The sequence below is a fragment of the Brevundimonas vitisensis genome (assembly GCF_016656965.1).
Taxonomy (GTDB): Bacteria; Pseudomonadota; Alphaproteobacteria; order Caulobacterales; family Caulobacteraceae; genus Brevundimonas; species Brevundimonas vitisensis.
Map to the genome: position 1 here is coordinate 1,772,342 of NZ_CP067977.1, position 22,835 is coordinate 1,795,176.

Genomic DNA, 22,835 nt, shown 5'->3' on the forward strand with positions numbered 1-22,835 from the left:
GGGGCGACAATCGGGCATCAGGGATCGTCATCGCTCTGGTGCCTGGACTCTCTATGGATTCGTCCTTCTTTTCAAATGTTCTGGCCAGCCCAGAAGTTCAGGCCTTTGCCAGCGGCTTCCCCATCCTGGTCCTGCATCTGGCCGCAACCCTGGTGCTGATGTGCGGGGGCGCGGCCCTCTACGCCATTCTGACGCCGTGGAAGGAAATCGCCCTGATCCGCGACGGAAATGCTGCCGCCGCCCTGGCCTTTGCCGGTGTGCTGGTCGGGCTGGCCATTCCGTTGTCGGTTTCGCTGTCGGTGTCGACCTCCCTGGCTGAGATTGGGATCTGGGGCGTGGCCACGATCACCCTTCAGCTTTTGGCTTTCCGCATCGTGGACGTGGTCCTGACGGGTCTGCCGCAGAGGATTCAGGATGGCGAGATCCCGGCGGCTGTGGTTCTGGTCGGGGCCAAACTGGCCACGGCCCTGATCCTGTCCGCCGCCCTGACGGGCTGATCGCCATGGGTGGTTTCAGGCCCCCGGACTGGATGATCTACGGTGTCCTGGTCGGGGCGCTGGTGATCTGGTCGATCTCCAGCCAGGAAAAGGCGGACGCCCCGCCCGCCCCGCCGCCGCCCGATGAGGTCGAGGGAGCTTTGCTGGGGCCGATCACACCCTTCGATCCAGCCATGACCGTCAATGCGCCGGACATTCCGTTCCAGCCCGCCTCGGGCACGGCCTTTTCGATCGCCGGAGAGGGCCGCTGGGTCACGGCCCGCCATGTGGTCGAGGGCTGCCGCCGCCCGGCCCTGGTCGTCGGGGGCGGGCGCGCTGTCGCCGCCGACGTTCGGCTGGCCCCCCGCGCCGATGTCGCCGTCCTGCTGACAGAGGGCGGGCCGGCGGCCATGCCTCTGGCGATCGACCGGCCCCTGCGGCGGGGACAGCGGGCCTTTCATCCCGGCTTTCCGCAGGGGTCTGCCGGCGAAGTCACATCGCGCCTGCTGGGGCGCGAGACCTTCAAGGTCCGGGGGCGCGGCGAAAGGGACGAACCCGTGCTGGCCTGGGCCGAGGTCGGCCGGACGGCGACCCTGCGCGGGACCCTGTCGGGTCTGTCCGGTGCGCCGGCGCTGGATCGCCAGGGGCGGGTCGTGGGGGTGACGATTGCCGAAGCGCCCCGGCGGGGCCGCATCTATACGACGGCCCCGGACACCTTCGGACCGGCTGTCCGCGGGCTTCAGAGGCCCGACGAGCCGCTGCTGGGCCAGCCCATCACCGTCGAGAACTATGGCCGTGTCTCGGACGATCTGCGCCGGGACCTGCGCGTGGCCCAGGTCGTCTGCCTGTCGGTCTGAGGCGAGGCTGGACGGTCACGCATCGAGCCGCAAAGACCCCAACCAGGCGAACCAGCGTAGCCGTTTGGAGCGAACCGGGGTATTCAGGGTTAATGGCCCGACCATGGCCCGTCTGAGGATCGACCCATGCTGATCGCCCTGCCTTTGCTCCTGATCCCTGTGGTGCTCTACAACATCATCATACTGACCGGTGTCCTGGGGGGCGGTGGGCAGGTGGTGCCGGACGAGGTGCTGCGCGAGGCGCTGTTCTCCATTCCCATGGCGTCAGGCGCCCGCTGGAACGTCGGGGTGGGGGATCTGATCCTGTTCCTGTCGCTGATCCTGCTGTTCTTCGAACTGCTGAAATCGACGTCCAGCCAGAAGGTCGCCATCGTCAACCACGCCCTGTCGATGATCCTGTTCGTGGTCTGCCTGGTCGAGTTTCTTCTGATCCGGGGCTTTGCCACCTCCACCTTCTTCCTGATCGTGGTGATGGTGATGCTGGATGTGCTGGCAGGCTTCATCGTCACCATCATCTCGGCCCGCAAAGACCTGGATTTCGGCAGCACGGTTTAAGTTTGGCCTATCGCGCGGTCGCGCTACTTGAGGCCGGTTGAGTGGGCCTATCGCGCGGTCGCGCTACTTGAGGCCGGGCCGCTTTGTTCTCAGCGGCGGGTCAGGGTCACATAGATGGCCCCGTCGCCGCCGTGCCGACGGTGAGCGACGGCATAGCCGCTGACCACGCCGCGCAGCTGGGCGGCCTGTAACCATTCCTGGATCGAGGCCCGGATCACGCCGCCGCCGCGCCGCCCCTGGCCGGTGATGACCAGAACCGAGCGGCACCCCCGCGCCTGGGCCCCCGTCAGAAATGCCTTCAGACGGTCTTCTGCCTCGAAGCGCGAGAAGCCATGCAGATCAATGCGTGCCTCGATCGGATCGCGCTCGCGGGCCAGGCGCCGCTGACGTCGCGGCTCCAGCGGCTCCGGCGCGGCGCGGGGACGATGTGGCGCAGCCGGGTGGGCGACCGTGCTGGCCGCCGGGGTGGAGGGCACTGGCAAGCGCCGGTTCACCGGCGCAGCGACGGTGGGAGGAACTGGCTCGGGCGGGTCGATCCGGGCCGCCTTGACCGCGCGGCGCGGCGCGACGGTGCCGGTGATCCGGGCCCACAGGCGGCGGTCCTCTGGACTCAGCGGGTCGCCGCGCCGGGTCATTCGCCCGGATCTTTGCCGACGTCTTCTTCCTCGATCATGGCAGGGCCGGGAGTCCAGGCGATCAGATCGCCCGGCTGACAGTCCAGCTCGCGGCACAGGGCGTCCAGGGTCGAGAACCGGATCGCCCGCGCCTTGCCCGTCTTCAGGATCGACAGATTGGCCACGGTGACGCCGACGCGATCGCTGAGCTCGGTCAGCGACATCCGCCGCTCGGCCAAAAGTCGGTCCAGATGGATGCGAACGGTCATGGCGCAGCCCTAGACCACGCGGACAGGATGGAAAAGACGCCGCCTTCCAGAGGCAAGAGACTCATATGGTCAGCTCCGACTCGCGCCGCAGCCGGGCCCCTTCGCGAAACACTTCCGCCAGGACGAAAACCACCAGGACCGAGAAGACCGGGGTCAGAAGCTCTCCGATCCCTTGAGGGTCCATGATGCCCGGGGCCAGTCGCGCGGCGACCAGGCCCTGGACCAACCAGACCCCGCCGGTGACGACCGCCAGGATCAAACCGATCTGGCGCAGGCGTCGCACATTGCCGGGCTGAAACGGATCGCCAAGGGTCAGCGTCCGGAAAATCTTGCGTAGGTGCGTGAGGATCAGCAGGAAGCCGCCGAAATAGGCGCTGATCGAGCCGAGCGCGAAAATCAGCAGCGCTCGCGTCAGGGGCTGGGCAGTCCCGCCCTCGTCGTTGGAGACGGTAACGTCCAGGTTCTCCAGCGGAATGAAAATGCCGACCACCAGAAGGATCAGCATCAGGCCCGTAATCAGGGCCAGAAGCACATAGGCCACGTCCAGCGCCACCTTCAGCAGGCTGGAAACGGAGCCGGGGCCCAGGGTCCGAAAACCGGGAACCCGAAGGCGCGTCAGCAGTCCGGGACGAATTCCGCGCGGCCTGGAGGTCGGAAGCGGCATTCGAACATCAATCCCTCTAAGCCGGGCGCAGGGGCGCGGGGGCCACGCGGGGTCCGGCCGACCCACGCGTGGCTCTATGTTTCGCGGTCTTCGTCATGTCCGTCAAAGGGCGGACGTTCAGAAGGACTGGATCAGGATCGCGACGATCGCCGTCGGCAGGGCAGCCAGCAGGGCGGCATTGACGATCGCGTGGCCGACCTTTTCCATCCAGAGCGAAGCGTTCATGGTGTCCATCGTATATCTCCATCGGTTCTGTTTAGGGGTCTGATGTGCCCCTGTTTTTGAGTTTGGGCCTAAAAGCATTCCAATCAGGGCTTGCCTTGGGAACGGTGCGGCCCCCCGTTCTTGAAAATAGAGATAAGCCGTGCGGAGCCGAAAAACACGTTACATATCGTTTAACGATATTAAACCTTGGTAATAGAATGTTGCACTGCGGGACGGGCCGAAAATGTTGAAACTGATCAAGGGTATGCGGCTGGTCGCGGCGACCCATAATCCGGGAAAGGCCCGCGAGATCGCCGCCCTGCTGGACGGAAATTACGAGATCGTCACGGCCGCCGACGCGGGGGTGCCTGAACCGGACGAAACCGAGACCACCTTTGTCGGCAATGCGCTGCTGAAAGCACGCCATGCGGCAGACCGTTGCGGCATTGTGTCCCTGGCCGACGACTCGGGCCTGTCGGTCGCAGCCCTGGACGGAGCGCCCGGCATCTTTTCCGCCCGGTGGGCCGGACCCGGAAAGGATTTCGCCCTGGCCATGCGCAAGGTCGAGCAGCGGCTGGAAGAGGGGGGGTCGCGCGACACCCGGGCCTGGTTCACCTCGGCGCTCGCTGTCTCATGGCCGGACGGGCCCAGTGTGGTGGTCGAAGGACGCGTGGACGGCCACCTGACCTTTCCCCCGCGCGGGGATCGGGGCTTCGGATATGATCCGATCTTCATCCCGGACGGCCATGACCAGACGTTCGGGGAGATGGATCCCGCGATCAAGGACGCCATGAGCCACCGCGCCCTGGCCTTTGCCAAGCTGAAGGCCGCGCTGATTGACTAGCTCACCCATGACCCCTCTCCCCCAGCGGGAGAGGGGGCGGGATGCCCTGGCCCTCTATGTCCACTGGCCCTACTGCGCGCGGATCTGCCCCTATTGCGACTTCAATGTCGTGCGCGACCGGGGGCGGACGGAGGAGGCGGAGCGGCTGGCGGCGGCGATCCTGGCCGATCTGGAGGCCCAGGCCGCGCTCATCGGCCCCCGGCGTCTGGCCTCGATCTTTTTCGGGGGCGGCACGCCGTCGCTGATGACCCCCGACAGCGTCGCCACCATAGTCGACCGCGCCCACAGCCTGTTCCCGGCCACCGGTGTGGTCGAGGTCACGCTGGAGGCCAATCCCACCGATGCGGAGGCCAGCCGTTTCGCCGCCCTGCGGTCCGCCGGGGTCAACCGGCTGTCGATGGGGGTGCAGGCTCTGGACGACGCGTCCCTGACCCTTCTGGGACGCAACCATTCGGCGGCCGAGGCGCAGCGAGCCGTGGCCGTGGCCGCCCGCGCCTTCGACCGGCTGTCGATCGACCTGATCTATGCGCGACCGGACCAGACTCCCGCCGCCTGGGCCGATGAGCTGACCCAGGCCCTGGACATGGGGTTCGAGCACGTCTCGCCCTATCAGCTGACCATAGAGTCCACGACCGCCTTCGGCCGGGCCTTTGCGCGGGGCACCCTGGTCCCTCCGGACGAAGATCAGGCCGCTGCCCTCTATGAGACGACGCAAGCGGTTCTGGAGGCGGCACGGTTCGAGGCCTATGAGGTGTCCAACCATGCGAGGGGACCGGCGGCGCGGTCCGCTCACAACATGCATGTGTGGCGCGGAGGCGACTACCTCGGCGTCGGCCCCGGGGCCCATGGCCGTCTGACGCGGGACGGCAGCCGCACCACGACCATCGCCCATCGCAGGATCGGAGACTATGTCGCCGGTGTCGCCGGCGGCGAACCCTGGATCGAGCAGGAGGTCCTGTCACCGAGCGGGGCTGCCGAGGAACGCATCCTGCTGGGTCTGCGCACGGTCGAGGGGGCCGCACTGGACGATCTGGTCGCTCTGGGGCGGACGATGGCCTCGGGACCGTTGGCCGATCTGGTCGCTGAGGGTTTTCTCACCGTGACCGGAGACCATGTTGTTGCCACCCGGACGGGCCGTCCGGTGCTGGACGGCGTGCTGAGGGCCCTGCTGACCTAGAAGCGCCTCCTGCAGTTTTCCTCCCCACATCGTGGGGAGGTGGATCGGCGCGTAGCGACGAGACGGAGGGGGGCGAATCCTCCCTCCAAGATTACCCCCTCCGTCACGGCGCAAGATGCGTCGCGCCACCTCCCCATGCCAAGACATTGGGAGGAGACTCAAAGGCATCGGATGGGATCGCGATCCGCCCTTGAGCCCGCCCCCGGGCACTGGCACGGTCCTGCCGATGACCGAGCCTTCGCCTTTTCCGCCTGCTGCCCCACCGCCACGGCCCGTCGCGCCGGGGCTCTATCTGGTGGCGACGCCCATCGGGAACCTGCGGGACATGACGCTGAGGGCGCTGGATGTGCTGGCGGCGGCGGACCTGGTCCTGGCCGAGGACACGAGGGTCACGGGCAAGCTGCTGTCGGCCTATGGGCTGAAAGCGAAACTGGAGCGCTGCGACGACCATGCGTCGGAACGGGCGGCCCAGGTTGCGATTGAAAGGATCGGGGCCGGCGCCGTGGTGGCCCTGGTCTCCGACGCGGGCACACCCTTGGTCAGCGACCCCGGCTTCGTCGTGGCCCGCACTGTGATCTCGGCGGGGCTGCCGGTGCACCCCATCCCTGGTGCCTCCAGCCTGCTGGCGGCCCTGTGCATCGCCGGCCTGCCCGCCGACCACGTGCTGTTTGCCGGCTTCCTGCCGGCCAAGTCAGGGGCCCGGCGCACGGCGCTTGAGGCGCTCAAGGGGCCCCATACCCTGGTCCTTTTCGAGAGCGGACCGCGGCTGGCCGACAGCCTGGCCGACATGGCTGCGGTCCTGGGCCCCCGCCCCGCCGCCGTCGCCCGAGAGCTGACCAAACTCTATGAGGAATGCGTGCGCGGGACGCTGGACACACTGGCCGTCGATCCGCGTTGCCAGGGCCCCAAGGGCGAGATCGTCGTGGTCATCGGGCCCGGAACGGCAGAGGTGGCCAGCGAGGCAGACGCCGAGGCTGCCCTGATTGAGGCCCTGACCCGGCTGCCCCCCGGCGAGGCCGCCGCCGAGGTGTCGCGGGCGCTGGACCTGCCACGCAAGGCCCTCTACCGCCGGGCCCTGGCTCTACAAGGCCGGAGATGAAGCCCCCTGTGCCCGGGCCGCCGTCCTCCTCACGCAGCTTGAGAGGCGGGCGGTCGCGCCGCGAGGGGCGTGGAGCGGAGTGGATCGCGGCCCTCTGGCTGATGGCGAAGGGCTATCAGATCCTGGGGTTTCGCCTACGCAGCCGGGCCGGAGAGATCGACATCCTGGCGCGCCGGGGACAGGTGCTGGCCGTGGTGGAGGTCAAGCGGCGCACGACCCTGGAGGCGGCCCTGGCGGCGCTTGGCCCCGATCAGCACCGTCGCCTGCTGTCAGCCGGTCAGGCGGTGTTGCACGGGCGCCCCGCCCTGAAAGGTTTCGACCTTCGCATCGACCTGGTGGCGCTGGCGCCCGGTCGGGTTCCGGTCCATCGTCGCGGTGTGGTTCCGACGGAGGTCGACCTCAGATGACGCGCGACGAAGCAGAGGCTGTGCTGACCGAGGCCGGACTGGCCGGGGACGACGCATTCCCGCTCTTGGAAGCCTCCATCGCCTGCGCCATCCACGATCAGCCGTTTCGGCAGGCCGGGCCCGTGCGGGTCCTGGCCGCCTATGCCGCCGAGCGGCTGGCCGAGCGGATCGGCGGCGAGCGAATGGAGGACGCCCTGGCCGAGACCATGGCCGGCGACCTGCGGCTGAACGGGGACCTGCTTCACTATGATGATCCGGCCAATACGGACCTGATCGACGTGGCCGAGCGGCGGCGGGGGCTGTCGGCGGCGCTTGCGGTCTTTTATCTGGATGCCGCGCGGCGGACGGGCCTGACCTGCGCCGCCGTGGACTTTCCGGGACACGTGCTCTTGCGGGTCGAGACGCCGGACGGGCCGATCGCCCTGGATCCCTTCAGCGAGGGGCGGGTGGTCATGCCGTCCGAACTCACACGCCGGGCCCTGAGGGCAGGACTGACGCCCCATATCGCTGATCGGCTGGACGTGCTGATGGCCCCGGTCACCGATCGAGCGGCCCTGATCCGGCTGCAGAACATCCTGTTCAGCCGCGCGCTGAAATCGGGCGACTACGAAGCGGCCGAGCGTTCGGCCCTGCGCCGCGCCCTGCTGGCCCCCGAGGACCACCGTCCCTGGCTGGACGTGGCGGCCGCCCGCGAGAAACGCGGAGCCCTGACCAGCGCGCTGGAGGCCCTGGCCCGCGCGCGGGGTGTGGACGGCCCCGCCGAGGTCGGCCGGGTTCAGATCCTCGAGCGGGTGCGGATGCAGCTGAACTAGTTCAATGGACTCTCACTCTGATCCGTCATTCCGAGGCTTGGCGTAGCCAAGAACCCGGAACCCAGGAGTCTGTCACGGGCCTCGAAATTACTTCTGGCATTTAAGCTGTCCCCCTGGGTTCCGGGTTCGCTCTACGAGCGCCCCGGAATGACGGTGACTGAGAAGCCGGGATGCAGAAGGGGCTGAAAACTTGAGGTGTGATCGCGCCCTGTCCCACTTGAGGCGGGGGGCGACCGGGTCCATTTGGAGGGGATGATCGACATGGCCCCCGCCGCGTCGCCCTCAAGGAAGCCTGCCATGCTGAAGGTCGCGATCCAGATGGACCCCATCGAAGGGGTCGACATCCATTCGGACACCACCTTCATGCAGGCCATGGCGGCCCAGGACCGGGGCTTTCCACTGTGGGTCTATGACTTCCGCACCCTGGCGCTGGAGGACGGCTCGCTGTTCTGTCGCGCCCGCCCCGTGACGCTTAAGCCGGTGCAGGGGGACCACGTGGCGTTCGGTGAGGAGGTCCGCCTGGACCTGGGCAACGACGTCGATGTGATCCTGATGCGCCAGGATCCGCCCTTCGACATGGCCTATGTCACCGCCACCTATCTGCTGGAGACGGTCCATCCGCGCACCCTGGTGGTCAATGATCCGGCCGAGGTCCGCTCCGCCCCTGAAAAGCTGTTCGCGACCCGGTTCGCGGGCCTGCAGCCCCCGACCCTGATCTCGTCCGACCCGGTCGCCCTGGCCGATTTCCATGCCCGGCACGGCGACGTGGTGCTGAAACCCCTGCATGGCGCGGCCGGGTCGGGGGTGGTGCGGCTGAGGGCCGACGATCCGAACCTGGAGGCCTTGGTCGAGATTCACGCGACCGGATCGCGCGACCCTCTGGTGATCCAGAAATTCATCCCCGCCGTGGAGAAGGGCGACAAACGGATCATCCTGATCGACGGCGAGCCGGTGGGCGCGATCAATCGCGTCCCTGCACAGGGGGCCGTGCGTTCCAACCTGCGTGTCGGCGGCACGGCCAAGCCGGTCGAACTGACCGAGCGTGACCGCGAAATCTGCGCCGCCCTGGCCCCGGAGTTGAAGCGGCGCGGCCTGATCTTCGTCGGCATCGATGTGATCGGCGACTATCTGACCGAGATCAACGTCACCTCTCCCACCGGCGCCCAGCAGTTGAAACAGTTCACCGGCATCGATGCCGCCGCCCTGATGTGGGACGTCATCGAGGCGAGACACATCCCCTCGGCCTGACAAGGGCTGGCGGCATCAGACCGTGATGGTGCGATAGCCGCTCTTGGGCTTGATCATGCCGGTCTCGTCCAGCAGCTGGGCGATCTGGACCGCGTTCAGGGCCGCCCCCTTGCGCAGGTTGTCGGACACGACCCACAGCGACAGGCCGTTCTGGACCGTATGATCCTTGCGGATGCGGCTGACATAGACGGCGTGTTCGCCGGCGGCGTCGACGGGGGTGATATAGCCGTCGGCCTCGCGCTTATCGATCACCAGCACGCCCGGTGCTTCGCGCAGGATCTCGCGAGCCTCTTCGGGGGTGATGGGGCGGTCGAACTCGACGGTTACCGATTCCGAATGGCCGACGAAGACCGGCACCCGCACGCAGGTCACGGTCAGCTTGATCGACGGGTCCAGCATCTTGTGGGTCTCGTCCCACATCTTGGCCTCTTCGTCGGTATAGCCGTCATCGCGGAAGCTGCCGATGAAGGGGATGACGTTGAAGGCGATCTGCTTGGGGAATTTCTTGGGCGTGGCATCGCCCAGGCCATAGATGGCCTTGGTCTGGGTCCACAGCTCATCCATCCCCTCCTTGCCCGCGCCGGAAACCGACTGATAGGTCGAGACCACCGCCCGGGTGATCCTGGCCGCATCGTGCAGGGGCTTCAGCGCCACCACCAGCTGGGCGGTCGAGCAGTTGGGGTTGGCGACGATGTTCTTCTTCGTGGCCAGCTTGATGTCGTCGGGGTTCACCTCCGGCACGATCAGCGGCACGTCCGGGTCCATGCGGAAGGTGGAGGAGTTGTCGATCACGATCGGACCGGCCTTGCCGATCTTTTCCGACCATTCGCGCGAGACCTTGCCGCCCGCGCTCATCAGAACGACGTCGACGGTGGAAAAGTCGAACTGTTCCAGGTCCTGGCATTTCAGCGTCCGGTCGCCGAACGACACCTCGACCCCACGCGATTTCCGCGAGGCGATGGCGTGCATTTCGTCGACGGGGAAGTTCAGCTCTTCGATGATGTTCATCATCTCCCGGCCGACATTGCCGGTGGCACCCACGACAGCGACGCGATAGCCCATGTTTTTCTAGTCCTTCGGACGCGCTACGCTCGGCTCGCGGAGCCTCGCTGCTTGAGCGCGGGGGTTGTTTGTTCGGACGCTGCCGCTCGGCTTGTGGAGCCTGGGAGCTGGCGCGCGCAGTTTCAGTTTTCGGTGACAGACCGATGTAGTCTTTCGCGTCCGCGAAGCAATCGCTTTTCACCCTTGTGCATTGCGGTTATGGCCGATCAGCATGGGATCCCGCATTCGCACCGCCTATGACGCTCGCCTGAAACAGGGGCGGATCAAGCCTGATCCGGCGCAAGCTGCGGCGCTGGACGCCCTGGTTCAGCTGGAGAAGGACCTGGGTCGCCGGGGGCTGTTCGGCGGGGTGCCACAGGTCCAGGGCCTTTATCTGTGGGGGCCGCCTGGACGGGGCAAGTCCATGATGATGGACCTGTTTTTCGCCTGTGCGCCGGAAAAGCGAAAGGTCCGCGCCCATTTCCATGCCTTCATGGCCCGGGTCCACGGCCTGATCCGGCAGTGGCGCGAGGGCGACCGCAAGACCCGCCGCGCCGTCTTCGGCCAGGTCAAGGGCGACGACCCGATCGGCCCGGTGGCCGCCCTGATCGCGTCCGAGGCGCGTTTGCTCTGTTTCGACGAGCTTCAGGTCACCGATATCGCCGACGCGCTGATCCTGGGGCGGCTGTTCGAGGCCCTGTTCGCGCACAAGGTGGTGCTGGCCGCGACCTCCAACCGGGTGCCGACGGACCTGTACCGCGACGGGATCAACCGCGAGCTGTTCGTGCCCTTCATCGACCAGATCACGGCCCGGTGCCGGGTGATCGAGGTGGCCGGGGCCCAGGATTGGCGCATCGATCGGCTGGCCACGTCGCGCGTCTGGTATGCGCCCTCCGACATGGGCCGCCAGATCGCCTTCGAACATCTGTGGGACGACCTGAAGGGCGACGAACCGGAAGAGCCCGCCCACCTGACCGTCCTCGGCCGCGATGTGGTGATCCAGCGCACGGCCGGCAGCCTGGCGCGCGCCAGCTTTGCCGAGCTTTGCGGCACACCCCTGGGGCCACAGGACTATCTGGCCATCGCGGGCCGGTTCCACACCCTGTTCATCGAGGATGTTCCGGTGATGGACGCGGGACGCCATGTCGAGGCGCGCCGGTTCGTGACCCTGATCGATGCCCTGTACGAGGCCCGTACGCGGCTGGTGGTGCTGGCCGAGGCGGCCCCGGAGGCGCTGTACAACGAAGGGCTGGGCGCATTCGAGTTCGCGCGCACCATCTCGCGCCTCAATGAAATGACCGGCCAGGCGTGGCTGGCGCAATCGGGGTCGTCAGGCATAGGATAAGGGCGAACGGAGTGTCCCACCTATGCGTATTGTCCCGCCGTCCCGTCCCCTGACCCTGATGGCCCTGATGGCCGCGGCGTTCGGTGCCACCGCCTTGCCTGCTGCAGCCCAGACAGCCCCTGCGGCGCCCGTCACCCAGGCGGCGGAACCGGGCCTGTCCGTCACCGCCGTGCGGGACTGGCTGATCTCGGTCGGAGCCCAGGTCGGAGAGATCCAGCGCCAGGACGGTGAGACCTTCGTCCAGGTCACGGACGGCAATGTCGGCTGGACCGTCCTGTTCAATGCCTGCGACACGGCCGACGTCTGCGGCGCGGTGCAGTTCAGCGCGGTCTTCACCAATCCGGGCGTCACCCTGGAAAAGGTCAACGACTGGAACCGCGACCACCGCTTCCTGAAAGCCTTCTATATCGTGGGAGATGACGCCAAGCCCCTGGCCATCGTCCAGTACGACGTCCTGATCATGGGCGGGCTGGGCGTCGATCAGCTGGGTGACCACACCCTTCTGTGGGTGGAGCTGCTGGAAACCTTCGGCACCCACATCGGCTATTTCGCCGCCACGCCGCCCGCCGCGCCCGCACCGGCCCAGTAACGCCTATCCCGGGGGGGGAGATGCTCAGAATCCTGATGGCGGCCGGGGCCTGCCTGGCCCTGATCGCGTGCGGACCGCAGGCGTGGGCCCAGGCGGCTTCTCCAAGGGCCGAGGCCTTTGCCGCCCCGCCGCCCTATCATAACATCAGCCTGTCGCCGTCCGGGCAGCAGGTCGCCATGATCGTCCAGCGCGACAGCATCTTTCACCTGGAAGTCTGGCCCGTCGGCGCCAGCGCCCCTTCGGCCACCTATGCCTTCGGCGCCGCGCGGGCACCCAACTGGCTGGTGTGGAAGGGCGACGACCGGCTGCTGGTCAGCGTCAGCGTGCCCACGGGGATCGGCGAGTTCCAGCTCAATCAGACGCGACTGGTGTCGTTTAGCAGCCGCCTGACCCAGCCCGTGGTGCTGTCCGACCTGAACAACCGGATGCGCTTCACGCCCGTCTACCAGGACCGCCTTGTCCATCTGCTCCCAGACGACAATCGCAACATCCTCGTCCAGATGAATTCGGTTCAGCCTTTTCGCCCGACGGTTTATCGCGTCGATGTTCGAACCGGTCGCCTGACCGAATATCGGCGTGAAAACGACCTGGTCAGACACTGGATAGCCGATGCGGAAGGCCAGATCATTCTTGGCCTCGGCGACCCGGTGCGGACCGATACGGAGCTTTTCCGCGCCCGGCCCCGGCACTGGGAAGTAGACGCCATAACCCTGTCGGGGGCGGGTGACATTTTCAACGTACAGGGCTTTGACGGCGATCCGGACAGGCTGGTCGTGCTGTCGAACCATGAAGGCCCCACGACCGGGCTCTATATCTATGATCTCGCTGCCGGCGGGTTTACCCAGACGCTGTTCAAGGACGAGACTTATGACGCCCTGAGCGCCATCATGTCTCCGGACGGGCACCGGGTGGTTGGAGCAGGCTACTATAGCGACATCTATCACACGGTCTATTTCGACGCGGCGGCGCGGGAGCGTGCCAATGGCGTGGGCGCACTCATCCAGATGCCTGAAACCCTGATCAGCGATCAGACGGCCGACGGGCGGTATGTGATCGCTGCCGACTACAATGTCGCCCGCAGGCAGCAGGCCTACTGGGTCGATACGGTCGCGTCCGTCGTCCGTCCGGTCGGACAGCCGCAAAACCCCCTGGCCGATTACACGCCCGCCAAGGTGATACCGATCAACTATGCCGCGCGCGACGGGCTGACCATCCCGGCCTATGTCACCCTTCCGCCGGGCCTGACCCGGGAGACGGCGCGGGGGATACCCTTCGTCGTCATGCCCCATGGTGGTCCCCATGCGCGTGACAATGCCGAGTTCGACTTCCTGGCCCAGTTCATCGCCAGCTTGGGCTATGGCGTGCTTCAGCCGAATTTCCGCGGCTCCACCGGCTATGGTGAGGCCTTCCGTCAGGCCGGCGAACAGGAGTGGGGCGGGGCCATCCTGGACGATGTCGAGGACGGGACGCGGTGGCTGATCGCCGAGGGCCTGGCCGATCCGTCACGGATGTGCATCGTCGGCTGGTCGTTCGGGGGCTATCTGTCGATGATGGCCGCGGTCGAGCACGGCGATCTGTTCCGCTGTGCCTCGGCCGTCGCGCCGGTGACTGACCTTCCTCACCTGATCGAAGAAGAGTCCAAACTGTATGGCGGCGGAACCATCATTCGCCGGATGATCGGCCGAATGTCCACCGATGCGGCGCGGCTGGAGGCGGAATCTCCGGCCCGGCGGGCACGGGAGGTGTCCATGCCGGTACTCATCGCCCACGGCACCGTCGATGACGTGGTGCCGATCATCCAGTCCGAAAAGATGGTCGATGCACTGAAGGCGGCCGGAAAGGACGTCGAGTTCCTGACCTTGGACTGGGGCGATCATTCCCTGTCGCGGACGTCGGGGCGTCTTGTGTATCTGCAGCGGCTGGAGGTGTTCCTGAACACCCACATCGGGCCGGGAGTGGCGGAACCGGCCTCGCAGCCGGTTCCGGTCTCCTGAAGGTTTCGATCAGGCCAGCGAGCCGTCGATGTCCTTACAGGCCTGGATCAGGCCCTGGACGGATTCGACCGACTTCTTGAACATGGCCTTTTCTTCGTCGTTGGTGGTGAACTCGATCACCTTCTCGACGCCGCCGGCACCCAGCAGGGCGGGAACGCCGACATACAGGTCCGACAGGCCGTATTCGCCCGACAGCCAGACGGCGCAGGGCAGGACGCGCTTCTGGTCCAGCAGATAGGACTTGGCCATGGCGATGGCGCTTTCGGCCGGAGCATAGAAGGCCGAGCCGGTCTTCAGCAGGGCCACGATCTCGCCGCCGCCCTTGCGGGTCCGCTCGACGATGGCGTCCAAGTCACCCTGGCTCAGCAGACCAGCGGCGACGGCGTCGGGCAGCGGCAGGCCGCCGACGGTCGAGTGGCGCACCATCGGCACCATGTCGTCGCCGTGACCGCCCAGGGTCCAGGCGTGGATGTCCTGCACCGACACGCCGGTCTTCTCGGCCAGGAAATAGGCGAAGCGCGCCGAATCCAGCACGCCGGCCATGCCGATGACCTTCTCCTTGGGCAGGCCCGAGAATTTCTGCAGCGCCCAGACCATGGCGTCCAGCGGGTTGGTGATGCAGATGACGAAGGCGTTCGGGGCATGCGCCTTGATGCCTTCACCCACGGCCTTCATGACCTTCAGATTGATGCCGATCAGGTCGTCGCGGCTCATGCCCGGCTTGCGCGGCACGCCGGCGGTGACGATGCAGACGTCGGCACCGGCGATGTCGGCATAGTCGTTTGCGCCCTTGAGCGCGACGTCCGAACCGAAGACGGCGGTGGCCTCGGCGATATCCAGCGCCTTGCCCTGGGGGGTGCCCTCGGCAATGTCGAACAGGATCACATCACCCAGCGCCTCGCGCGCGGCGACGTGGGCCAGGGTTCCGCCGATCATACCGGCACCGATGAGGGCGATCTTCGCGCGAGCCATGAGGAGTCCTTATTCTGGCCTACCGCGCTTCGCGCTACCTGAGGCCCGATGTCGGGCCTACCGCGCTGGCGCTACTTGAAGCCGTTTGCTGGAGTGGATGGGTGGAAAAACCGTGGCGGCGGTCTAGACCCGGCGAAGCCGCGCTGCAACTGGCCATAGGTCGACGTCGGCGGTGATCGTCAGGATTTGGCGGGTTTACCGGGCCCGGTCCGCCGGGCATGGTCCATTGAAGATGGGAGACACGCCATGATGCGCCGCCTGGTTTCAACCGCAGCCCTTGCCCTGCTGGCGGGTGGCATCGCCGCTCCGGCCCTGGCCCAAACCCCACCGGCCACGATCGGGGAACGCTATGTGCCTGCGCCCTGGTGGATGCGCGATCCGGTTATCGCCTCCATGGGTTTCGTGCGGACCGAGGTCCAGGCCAACCGGGCCGGGTTTTCGGCCACCTTCCAGGTCGTGGACCGCAGCGCCACCGACGCCTCGCGTGCCGCCGCCGACCGGGTGCGCGCCCTCAGCCAGGCCCTGGCCGCCTATGGCGTGGACAAGGTTCGGGTCGAGACGACCCTGACCACCCGTCCGCTCTATGATCAATATCGCGACGAGAGCGGCGTGCTGCGTGACAATGTCCGGTCGGACCGGATCGAACGCTATCAGGCCGATGCCACGGTCAGCATCACCATCCGCGACATCACGGTGCTGGAACGGGTCTATGCCACGGTCCTCGCCTCGTCACCGACCTCGGTCGGCCAGGTCGGCTTCAATCTGGAGCCGGACAATGAACTGATCACCTGGCTGTCGGGCGAGGCGGTCAAGGATTCGGCCAATCGCGCCCGGGCCGCAGCCGCCAATGCGGGCGCCAGCCTGGGGCCCGTGCGGGTGATCGACCCCACGGGACGCGCCTGCCAGACCGATGTGCTGGCGGGCTGGCCTTCCTATTCGTCCGGCGGCGGCCTGGCGACGACGGTGGACTCTTCGGAAGTGGTTGTAACCGGCTCGCGAGCCCGCAGTGTTGCCGCGCCGCCCCCTCCCCCTGCGCCCCCGCCGCCGGGTACGGCACCTTCGGAAGCCCAGATCGAGGCGGCCCGCCTGGCCTTGCAGCCGCCGCTGCGCCAGATCACCGACAGCGCCTGCGTCGTCTATGGCCTGAGCAATTGAGTTTCGCCTATCGCGCTTGGCGCTGCTTGAGGCTTGATGGTTTTGCCTATCGCGCTTGGCGCTGCTTGAGGCGGGGATGAGCGGTTTCTTCGCCGATCCCGCCTTCGACGCCGGATCCCTGGCCATCGGCGACCTTGGCCTGTGCCAGGTCCGGCTACAGGACGATGCCCGGTTTCCGTGGCTGATCCTGATCCCGCGCGTCACCGGGGCGGTCGAGCTGGAAGACCTGTCGTCGGCGCAGCGCGTGGACGTCATGGAAGCCGTCATCCAGGCGGGACAGCTCGTGCGTGCTTTGGGCGAACTGGCGGGGCGGCCGGCGGAGAAACTGAACATTGCCGCCATCGGCAATGTCACCGCCCAGCTGCACATCCATGTGGTGGGACGTCGCCGCGACGACGGCCTGTGGCCGGATCCGGTCTGGGGGCGCGGGCCGGCCATCCCCTATGTTCCGCAGGCGCGGCAGGACGCCGTCTCCCTGATCCGCCGGGCGCTGGATCCCGTCAGCCCTTGAAGCCATCCTTGGCAGCCCGCCGTGCGGCGAAGGTCGCCGCGTCCCCGGCCGTCAGAAAGGGATTGAAGGCCCGTTCGATCCCCACCGTGGTCGGCACCGTCGCCTCGCCCCGCTCACGCGCCTCAAAGATCGACCGGGCGTGGGCCGCCATCTCGGGCCGGTCATCGACACTCAGGGCAAAGCGCGCGTTGGCGGCGGTATATTCATGCGCCGACCAGATCACGGTCTGGTCCGGCCAGGCGGCGATGGCCGACAGACTGTCCCACATCTGTTCAGGCGTCCCCTCGAACAGACGCCCGCAGCCCAGCGGAAACAGCACGTCGCCGACGAAGGCCTGGCCCGCCGCTATCGCTCGATAGACGATGTGACCCAGGGTATGGCCGGGCGCTTCCGTCACGGCCAGCGGCGTCTGGCCCAGGTCCACCACCGCCCCGTCCGCGACCACCTGATCCAGCGGCGCGACACGGGCCACCTCGGCCGGGCCCACGATCCGGCAGCCGGTCGCAGCCTTTATCGCCGCATTGCCCTGAGTGTGATCGGGATGCCAGTGGGTGTTCAGGATCAGGTCCAGCCGTCCCCACCCCAGGGTCTCCAGCTCGGCCAGGATCCGGTCGGCATCGGGCGTATCGACCGTGGCCACCATGCCGGTCGCGTCATCGCGGACCAGAATCCCGTAGTTGTCGCTGAGACAGGGGAACAGGTGAACGGACAGGCTGTGGTTCGGGGTCATGGCCGTCTGTGTAGCAGGGCGGCCCGCCCCGGCCTATGTTGATCCCATGCGCCGCAGCATCGACGAGCTTCGAACCTTCTATGGCGAGCCGGCCGGGGCGCTTGTGCGCCGCCTCCTGGCGCGGCGGCTGGACGATGCCTGGGGCGAGGGCGTCGGTTGCGACGTGCTGGGCGTCGGCTATGCCACCCCCTGGCTGGACGCCTTTGTCGGGGCGCGGCGTGTCGTCGCGGCCATGCCCGGCGGTCAGGGCGTGGAGCAATGGCCGGTCGTCGGCCGGAACCGGACCCTGCTGATCGACGACCGGCGCTGGCCGTTTGCGGCGGGCGCCTTCGACCGCATCCTTCTGGTCCATGCGCTGGAGGAAGCCGACGATCCCCATGCCCTGTTGACCGAGGCCGTCCGGGCCCTGGCCCCTGCCGGTCGCATCATCCTGGCGGCGGCGGCGCGCGGGGGTCTGTGGGCCCGGGTGGAGGCCACCCCCTTCGGCCACGGACGGCCCTTTACACGGCGTCAGCTGGAGCAGTTGGTGCGGGCCGTCGGCCTGGAGCCCACCGCCTGGACCCAGACGCTCTACACGCCGCCCTGGGCCCCGCTGCTGCCGCTGTCGGACGGGATCGAGCAGGTGGGGAAACATGTTCTGCCCGGTGCGGCGGGTTTGATCCTGCTGGAAGCCAGCCGTCACGCCTATGCCCGCATCCGGCCCCAGGGCCATGCCCAGCGGTTGCCCGTCATGGCCCCGGCCCTGGCCCCCCGACCCGCGACCCAGACGGCATCGGGCGACGGCGATGCTCTGGATACCGCCTCCGAACATCCGTAAACGGGACCGCATGCACCGATTGATTCTGATGCGCCACGCCAAGGCTGAGCGGGACGCCCCGTCCGGGCGCGACCAGGACCGTCCGTTGTCGCCCCGGGGCCAGGCCGACGCCGTCCTGATGGGCCGGGCCCTGGCCGAGCGGGGATGGCGGCCAGACCGCGCCTTGGTCTCGACCGCCACCCGCACCCGCCAGACCTGGGATCTGGTTCAGGAGGGCCTGGGCGACGTCGAGGTGCGGACCGATCCGGCCCTCTACAACGCCTCGCCCGAGACCCTGCGCCGCTTCGTCGAGGCGTCCGAGGACGAGGTCGGCTGTTTGATCGTGGTCGCCCACAATCCCGGCATTCACCTGCTGGCGGTCGAGTATCTGACGGAATCGGCCGCCTCCCCTTCGGTCCTGGACCGGATGAGCGGGGGCTTTCCGACCGGAGCGGCCGCCCTGTTCGGCGTTGATGTCGCCGGTCGATGCGTCCACGAAGGCTTCCTGACGCCCCGGGCTCTGGGCGGGGGCGCGGACGAATGAACGCACAACCGTGGGTCGCCTTCAAGATCGTGGACCGGGCCGAATGGGAAGCCGCCCTGCCCACAGGCCTTTATGCCGGCTCGGCGGTCGATCTGGCGGACGGCTACATCCATCTGTCGACGGCTGAACAGGTGGTCGAGACCCTTCGCCGCCACTATGCCGGGCGGTCGGACCTGTTGGCGCTGACGGTCGATCTGACCCGGCTGGACGAGCCCCCCGTGTGGGAGGAGTCGCGCGGCGGGGCCCTGTTTCCGCATCTCTATGCCCCGCTGCCCGCCAGCGCCGTCACGGCGGCACAGGCCCTGTCGGTGTCGGCGGACGGCACGCCCGTCGTCGAGGGGACGGCGCCGTGGGCCTGAACGATGTCGGTGCCTTCGCGCTGCGGCAGCTGGACCCGGAAACGGCGCATGGCCTGGCCATCACCGCCCTGAAGACCCTTCCCCTGCCTGCGGCCGCGCCGGACGATCCAATTCTGCGCACCACCCTGGCCGGGCTGGAGCTGCCCAATCCCGTGGGGCTGGCGGCAGGACTGGACAAGAATGCCGAGGCCCTGGCCGGTCTTTCGCGCCTGGGTTTCGGCTTCGTCGAATGCGGCTCGGTCACGCCCCTGGCCCAGGACGGCAATCCCAAGCCGCGCCTGTTCCGGCTGAGCCAGGACCGCGCGATCATCAACCGGATGGGGTTCAACAACGCCGGGCTGGAGGCCTTTGCCAGCCATCTGGCGAACCGCCCGGCGGGATGCGTGGTCGGGGCCAATCTGGGGGCCAACAAACAGACCGAGGACCGGGCCGCCGACTATGTCACCGGCCTGCGTCGCCTAAACGGACTGGCCGACTATTTCACCGTCAATATTTCCTCGCCCAACACGCCCGGACTGAGAGCGCTGCAAGGGCGGGCAGCTCTGGATGACCTGCTGGGCCGGGTCAATGCTGCCCGCCAGCCGGGCACGGGTCCGGTCTTTCTGAAGATCGCACCGGACCTGACAGCTGAGGAGATCGGCATGATCGTCGAGGCTGCCCTGGCGCACCGGATCGATGCCCTGATCATGTCCAACACCACCCTGGACCGGCCGGACAGCCTTCGCTCACCCGATCGCGGCGAGAGCGGCGGCCTGTCTGGGGCACCATTGAAGGATCGGGCGTTTTACGCGCTGCGGGCCGCTTCCGAGGCGGGTCAGGGACAAATCCCGCTGATCGCCGTGGGCGGAATCGGCTCGGGCGAAGACGCCTATGCGCGCATTCGCGCCGGGGCCTCGGCAATCCAGGTCTATTCGGCCCTGATCTATGAGGGGCCCGGTCTGGTCGGGCGGATCAAGCGCGACCTGGCTCGGCGACTGCGTGCGGACGGGTTTTCAACAGTTCATCAGGCCATCGGCACCGCCCGTTGACGGAGCGTTAGCCTAAGGCTGGCATCTTCACCGCAAAGGGCCAGAAGGCCGATCCGGGGAGCTGCATGCCACAGGCCGACGCCGACATGTCCAACGGCTGGGCCGTGGCCGTTCGCCAGCGCCGAAAGGCGCTGCTGCAGCGCTTGCTGATGGGGGCTGCCTGCGCCCTGGTGTTCAGCCCGCTTCTGGGGTGGACCTTCGGGCTGGTGTGGGTCACCGGCTATTTCCTGATCCAGCTGATCGATCTGATCGTTTTCGCACCCATCAACACGGGTCGGGCGACCCGTATGCCGCTGGGGCGGTCGATGGCGGGCGGGCTGATGCTGGTGCTGAACGGCACCTATTTCGGCAGCCTGTCGATTCCGCTCTGGATCGTCGGCGGGCCGATGGGCGGGGTCTGCGCCGCCATCATGTTGTCGGCGGGTGCCATCTATTCGGTGATCAATGCGCCGCGGTCCAACCTGGTCATGATCCTGACCTCACTGGGCCAGTTCCTGTATCTGACTGCGACGCCCTTCCTCATGCTGATGAATGGGGCATCGACCAATTTCGCCACGGCTGCAGGCATCGCCGTGGGGGTCTTCATTGCCTATTGCATCAGCACCTGGCAGCGGATGGATCGGTCGCGGCGCTCGGAGATCAAGGCGCGGCTGGACGCGGATCGTCGCCGCATCGAGGCGGAACGGGTCATGGAAGGCCGCAGCGCCTTTCTGGCCGCGGTCGGTCATGACCTGCGCACCCCCATCAGCGCCATTCTGGCAGGTTCGGCCGAGCTGGAGCAGGGCGCGGCTGACAACACGGCCCGGGCGCACGCCCATCTGATCACCGACGCGGGCCTGATGATGAAGGCGCTTCTGGACGACCTGCTGGATCACGCCAAGCTGGAAGCCGGGCGGATGACGGTCGAGGACGGCGACTTCAACCTGCGCAGCCTGATCGCCCAGACCGTACGCCTGTGGCAGGGCCCGGCGCGGGCCAAGGGCCTGAGACTGGGGATCGAAGGGGCCGCCCAGATGCCGGCCATGGTGCGCGGCGATGCCATGCGTCTGCGCCAGATCCTGAACAACCTGATCTCCAATGCCATGAAGTTCACCGATCAGGGCACGATCACCCTGGTCCTCAGCGCCTGGCAGGACGAGACCGAAGGTCATGCTGTACTGATCGAGGTGCGCGACACGGGGCCGGGCATGTCGGCGGCCCAGTTGTCGCGGCTGTTCACGCCGTTTGATCAGACGGCCGAGGGCGTCAGCGCCCGCCACGGTGGCACCGGCCTGGGGCTGACCATCAGCCGCGATCTGGCTCAGCTGATGGGCGGCCGCCTGACCGCCCGCAGCACGCCGGGTCAGGGGGCCAGCTTTACACTGTCGGTCCGCTTCGGACGCAGCAATGTGGTCGCCCAGCCGGTGACGGCCCTGGATCCCGCCGCACGCGCGGTCGTCGCCCGCTCCCTCGCCTCGACCTTGACCGCACAGGTGGCCCCGCCGGCCGAGTCCCAGGTGATCGACATCCAGCCGGTTCCGGCCGCGCAGACCGAGCCCGAGCCCGCTACCGACGACGATGAAGGCCGACCGCTGCGGGTTCTGGTCGTGGACGACCACGACATCAACCGCCGCGCCATCCAGCTGATCCTGCAGCCGCTGGGCTGTGACGTGACGACGGCGGCGGATGGCATGGCGGCGTTGACTGCCTGCGACGCCGAGGTCTTCGACGTGATCTTCATGGATGTCCGCATGCCCGAGCTGGACGGTCGCGAAACGACGCGGCGGATCCGCAGCCAGGGCGGCCCGAACGCACCGACGCCCGTGATCGCTGTCACCGCCGACACCTCGGCCGAGGACATCGCCGCCTGCATGGCTGCGGGCATGACCTATTTCGTGCCCAAGCCGATTACGCCGGCGACCCTGCTGGGTGCCGTGACCCACGTCCTTTCCAACGAGGCCGACGCGACCTCCCCCGAACACGAGACCGAAGCCGCCTGAGTTTGACGGCCTCGGTACAGGATCGCGCTCCGCTCATCTAACGGCCTCAAGCCGCAGAGCGGTTGCCGTTAAAGCGACGCCAGCAGGTGCTCGGCGGACGACACCTTGAACTCGCCGCCGGCATCCACATCCAGGCGTTCGACCACACCGTCACGCACGACCATAGCGTAACGCTGCGAGCGCTCGCCCATGCCGAAGCCCTTGGCGTCCATGGTCAGGCCCAGGGCGCGCGTCAGATCGCCGCTGCCGTCGGCCAGCATCAGGATGTCGTCCCCGTTGACGCCCTGGCTTTCGGCCCAGGCCTGCATCACGAAGGCATCATTGACCGAGACGCAGGCGATGGTGTCGACGCCCTTGGCCTTCAGATCGGCCGCATGATCCTTGAAGCCCGGCAGGTGGCGCGCCGAGCAGGTGGGGGTGAAGGCACCGGGAACGGCGAACAGGGCGACGGTCTTGCCGGCCGTAAGCTCTTCCGTCGTGATCGGGCGGGGGCCGTCGGGCGTGGCCCGGGCCAGGGTGACGGCGGGCAGGCGATCGCCGATCTGGATGGTCATGGTAGCGCTCCG

At 67.5% G+C, this 22,835-nt stretch carries 26 protein-coding genes; 19 read left to right on the top strand and 7 right to left on the bottom strand.

The genetic code is table 11. The annotated features are described in order from the left end of the window. Nucleotides 1-53: 53 nt before the first annotated feature. The 3 genes from JIP62_RS08945 to JIP62_RS08955 all read left to right on the top strand — a co-directional run bounded on the left by JIP62_RS08945 (nucleotide 54) and on the right by JIP62_RS08955 (nucleotide 1,888). Entirely contained in the window at nucleotides 54-497 is a 444-nt protein-coding gene (locus JIP62_RS08945) for a DUF350 domain-containing protein (protein ID WP_201101857.1), read from the top strand. Between the two features lie 5 nt (nucleotides 498-502). After that, entirely contained in the window at nucleotides 503-1,333 is an 831-nt protein-coding gene (locus JIP62_RS08950; RefSeq protein ID WP_201101858.1) for a S1 family peptidase, read from the top strand. Nucleotides 1,334-1,459: 126 nt separating this feature from the next. After that, the gene (locus tag JIP62_RS08955; protein ID WP_201101859.1) at nucleotides 1,460-1,888 is read left to right on the top strand and encodes a hypothetical protein; all 429 of its coding nucleotides are present in this window, start codon (nucleotides 1,460-1,462) and stop codon (nucleotides 1,886-1,888) included. 89 nt (nucleotides 1,889-1,977) lie between these two features. On the opposite strand, the gene JIP62_RS08960 is transcribed toward JIP62_RS08955, so the two are convergent. The 3 genes from JIP62_RS08960 to JIP62_RS08970 form a co-directional block, all read right to left on the bottom strand. Beyond that, nucleotides 1,978-2,523 (bottom strand): Smr/MutS family protein, encoded by a 546-nt coding sequence (locus JIP62_RS08960; protein ID WP_201101860.1) that lies wholly within the window; start codon nucleotides 2,521-2,523, stop codon nucleotides 1,978-1,980. Beyond that, nucleotides 2,520-2,771: a helix-turn-helix domain-containing protein gene (locus tag JIP62_RS08965; protein WP_201101861.1), complete on the bottom strand. Its 252-nt coding sequence runs from the start codon at nucleotides 2,769-2,771 to the stop codon at nucleotides 2,520-2,522. The genes JIP62_RS08960 and JIP62_RS08965 overlap by 4 nt, the downstream gene beginning before the upstream one ends. A 61-nt stretch (nucleotides 2,772-2,832) precedes the next feature. Beyond that, nucleotides 2,833-3,435, bottom strand: coding sequence for a DUF2975 domain-containing protein (locus JIP62_RS08970; protein ID WP_201101862.1), 603 nt, complete (start codon nucleotides 3,433-3,435; stop codon nucleotides 2,833-2,835). A 448-nt stretch (nucleotides 3,436-3,883) separates the two neighbouring features. Here JIP62_RS08970 and rdgB point away from each other — a divergent pair, with 448 nt between their 5' ends. The 6 genes from rdgB (at nucleotide 3,884) to gshB (ending at nucleotide 9,226) form a co-directional block, all read left to right on the top strand. Next, on the top strand, nucleotides 3,884-4,483 hold the full coding sequence (gene rdgB, locus JIP62_RS08975; RefSeq protein WP_230974705.1) for an RdgB/HAM1 family non-canonical purine NTP pyrophosphatase: 600 nt from the start codon (nucleotides 3,884-3,886) through the stop codon (nucleotides 4,481-4,483). 7 nt (nucleotides 4,484-4,490) lie between these two features. After that, entirely contained in the window at nucleotides 4,491-5,660 is a 1,170-nt protein-coding gene (hemW, locus tag JIP62_RS08980; protein ID WP_201101863.1) for a radical SAM family heme chaperone HemW, read from the top strand. A gap of 226 nt (nucleotides 5,661-5,886) precedes the next feature. Beyond that, nucleotides 5,887-6,759 carry a 16S rRNA (cytidine(1402)-2'-O)-methyltransferase gene (gene rsmI, locus JIP62_RS08985; protein WP_201104666.1) on the top strand — a complete coding sequence of 291 codons (873 nt, stop codon included), beginning with the start codon at nucleotides 5,887-5,889 and terminating at the stop codon, nucleotides 6,757-6,759. Further along, on the top strand, nucleotides 6,756-7,166 hold the full coding sequence (locus JIP62_RS08990; RefSeq protein ID WP_201101864.1) for a YraN family protein: 411 nt from the start codon (nucleotides 6,756-6,758) through the stop codon (nucleotides 7,164-7,166). The genes rsmI and JIP62_RS08990 overlap by 4 nt, the downstream gene beginning before the upstream one ends. Further along, on the top strand, nucleotides 7,163-7,978 hold the full coding sequence (locus JIP62_RS08995; protein ID WP_201101865.1) for a SirB1 family protein: 816 nt from the start codon (nucleotides 7,163-7,165) through the stop codon (nucleotides 7,976-7,978). Before JIP62_RS08990 ends, JIP62_RS08995 begins: the two co-directional genes overlap by 4 nt. Before the next feature lie 297 nt (nucleotides 7,979-8,275). Continuing rightward, nucleotides 8,276-9,226, top strand: a complete 951-nt coding sequence (gene gshB / locus JIP62_RS09000; RefSeq protein WP_201101866.1) for a glutathione synthase — start codon at nucleotides 8,276-8,278, stop codon at nucleotides 9,224-9,226. 15 nt (nucleotides 9,227-9,241) lie between these two features. Here gshB and JIP62_RS09005 read toward each other — a convergent pair whose 3' ends face one another. Next, nucleotides 9,242-10,288 carry an aspartate-semialdehyde dehydrogenase gene (locus JIP62_RS09005; RefSeq protein ID WP_201101867.1) on the bottom strand — a complete coding sequence of 349 codons (1,047 nt, stop codon included), beginning with the start codon at nucleotides 10,286-10,288 and terminating at the stop codon, nucleotides 9,242-9,244. A 211-nt stretch (nucleotides 10,289-10,499) separates the two neighbouring features. On the opposite strand from JIP62_RS09005, the gene zapE reads away from it, so the two are divergent. From zapE to JIP62_RS09020, 3 genes are read left to right on the top strand one after another with little or no spacing between them, the layout of a single operon-like run. Then, nucleotides 10,500-11,612: a cell division protein ZapE gene (gene zapE / locus JIP62_RS09010; protein ID WP_201101868.1), complete on the top strand. Its 1,113-nt coding sequence runs from the start codon at nucleotides 10,500-10,502 to the stop codon at nucleotides 11,610-11,612. 22 nt (nucleotides 11,613-11,634) lie between these two features. Continuing rightward, on the top strand, nucleotides 11,635-12,201 hold the full coding sequence (locus JIP62_RS09015; protein WP_201101869.1) for a YbjN domain-containing protein: 567 nt from the start codon (nucleotides 11,635-11,637) through the stop codon (nucleotides 12,199-12,201). A 20-nt stretch (nucleotides 12,202-12,221) separates the two neighbouring features. After that, nucleotides 12,222-14,195 carry an alpha/beta hydrolase family protein gene (locus JIP62_RS09020; protein WP_201101870.1) on the top strand — a complete coding sequence of 658 codons (1,974 nt, stop codon included), beginning with the start codon at nucleotides 12,222-12,224 and terminating at the stop codon, nucleotides 14,193-14,195. 9 nt (nucleotides 14,196-14,204) lie between these two features. On the opposite strand, the gene mdh is transcribed toward JIP62_RS09020, so the two are convergent. Beyond that, nucleotides 14,205-15,167: a malate dehydrogenase gene (mdh, locus tag JIP62_RS09025; protein ID WP_201101871.1), complete on the bottom strand. Its 963-nt coding sequence runs from the start codon at nucleotides 15,165-15,167 to the stop codon at nucleotides 14,205-14,207. Nucleotides 15,168-15,413: 246 nt separating this feature from the next. On the opposite strand from mdh, the gene JIP62_RS09030 reads away from it, so the two are divergent. Then, the gene (locus JIP62_RS09030; RefSeq protein ID WP_230974706.1) at nucleotides 15,414-16,322 is read left to right on the top strand and encodes an SIMPL domain-containing protein; all 909 of its coding nucleotides are present in this window, start codon (nucleotides 15,414-15,416) and stop codon (nucleotides 16,320-16,322) included. Nucleotides 16,323-16,398: 76 nt separating this feature from the next. Next, nucleotides 16,399-16,833: an HIT domain-containing protein gene (locus JIP62_RS09035; RefSeq protein WP_201101872.1), complete on the top strand. Its 435-nt coding sequence runs from the start codon at nucleotides 16,399-16,401 to the stop codon at nucleotides 16,831-16,833. On the opposite strand, the gene gloB is transcribed toward JIP62_RS09035, so the two are convergent. Further along, nucleotides 16,823-17,563 (bottom strand): hydroxyacylglutathione hydrolase, encoded by a 741-nt coding sequence (gene gloB, locus JIP62_RS09040; protein ID WP_201101873.1) that lies wholly within the window; start codon nucleotides 17,561-17,563, stop codon nucleotides 16,823-16,825. The genes JIP62_RS09035 and gloB overlap by 11 nt on opposite strands. Nucleotides 17,564-17,609: 46 nt before the next feature. On the opposite strand from gloB, the gene JIP62_RS09045 reads away from it, so the two are divergent. From JIP62_RS09045 to JIP62_RS09065, 5 genes are all read left to right on the top strand, one after another. Further along, nucleotides 17,610-18,380, top strand: a complete 771-nt coding sequence (locus tag JIP62_RS09045; RefSeq protein WP_201101874.1) for a class I SAM-dependent methyltransferase — start codon at nucleotides 17,610-17,612, stop codon at nucleotides 18,378-18,380. A gap of 10 nt (nucleotides 18,381-18,390) precedes the next feature. Further along, nucleotides 18,391-18,903, top strand: a complete 513-nt coding sequence (locus tag JIP62_RS09050) for a SixA phosphatase family protein (RefSeq protein WP_201101875.1) — start codon at nucleotides 18,391-18,393, stop codon at nucleotides 18,901-18,903. Further along, nucleotides 18,900-19,262 (top strand): DUF952 domain-containing protein, encoded by a 363-nt coding sequence (locus tag JIP62_RS09055; protein ID WP_201101876.1) that lies wholly within the window; start codon nucleotides 18,900-18,902, stop codon nucleotides 19,260-19,262. Before JIP62_RS09050 ends, JIP62_RS09055 begins: the two co-directional genes overlap by 4 nt. Further along, nucleotides 19,253-20,290: a quinone-dependent dihydroorotate dehydrogenase gene (locus JIP62_RS09060; protein WP_201101877.1), complete on the top strand. Its 1,038-nt coding sequence runs from the start codon at nucleotides 19,253-19,255 to the stop codon at nucleotides 20,288-20,290. The genes JIP62_RS09055 and JIP62_RS09060 overlap by 10 nt, the downstream gene beginning before the upstream one ends. Nucleotides 20,291-20,355: 65 nt before the next feature. Next, a complete protein-coding gene (locus JIP62_RS09065) occupies nucleotides 20,356-22,269 on the top strand; it encodes an ATP-binding protein (RefSeq protein ID WP_201101878.1) in 1,914 nt (637 codons plus the stop codon). Between the two features lie 68 nt (nucleotides 22,270-22,337). On the opposite strand, the gene JIP62_RS09070 is transcribed toward JIP62_RS09065, so the two are convergent. Then, nucleotides 22,338-22,823 carry a peroxiredoxin gene (locus JIP62_RS09070; RefSeq protein WP_201101879.1) on the bottom strand — a complete coding sequence of 162 codons (486 nt, stop codon included), beginning with the start codon at nucleotides 22,821-22,823 and terminating at the stop codon, nucleotides 22,338-22,340. Nucleotides 22,824-22,835 lie beyond the last annotated feature (12 nt).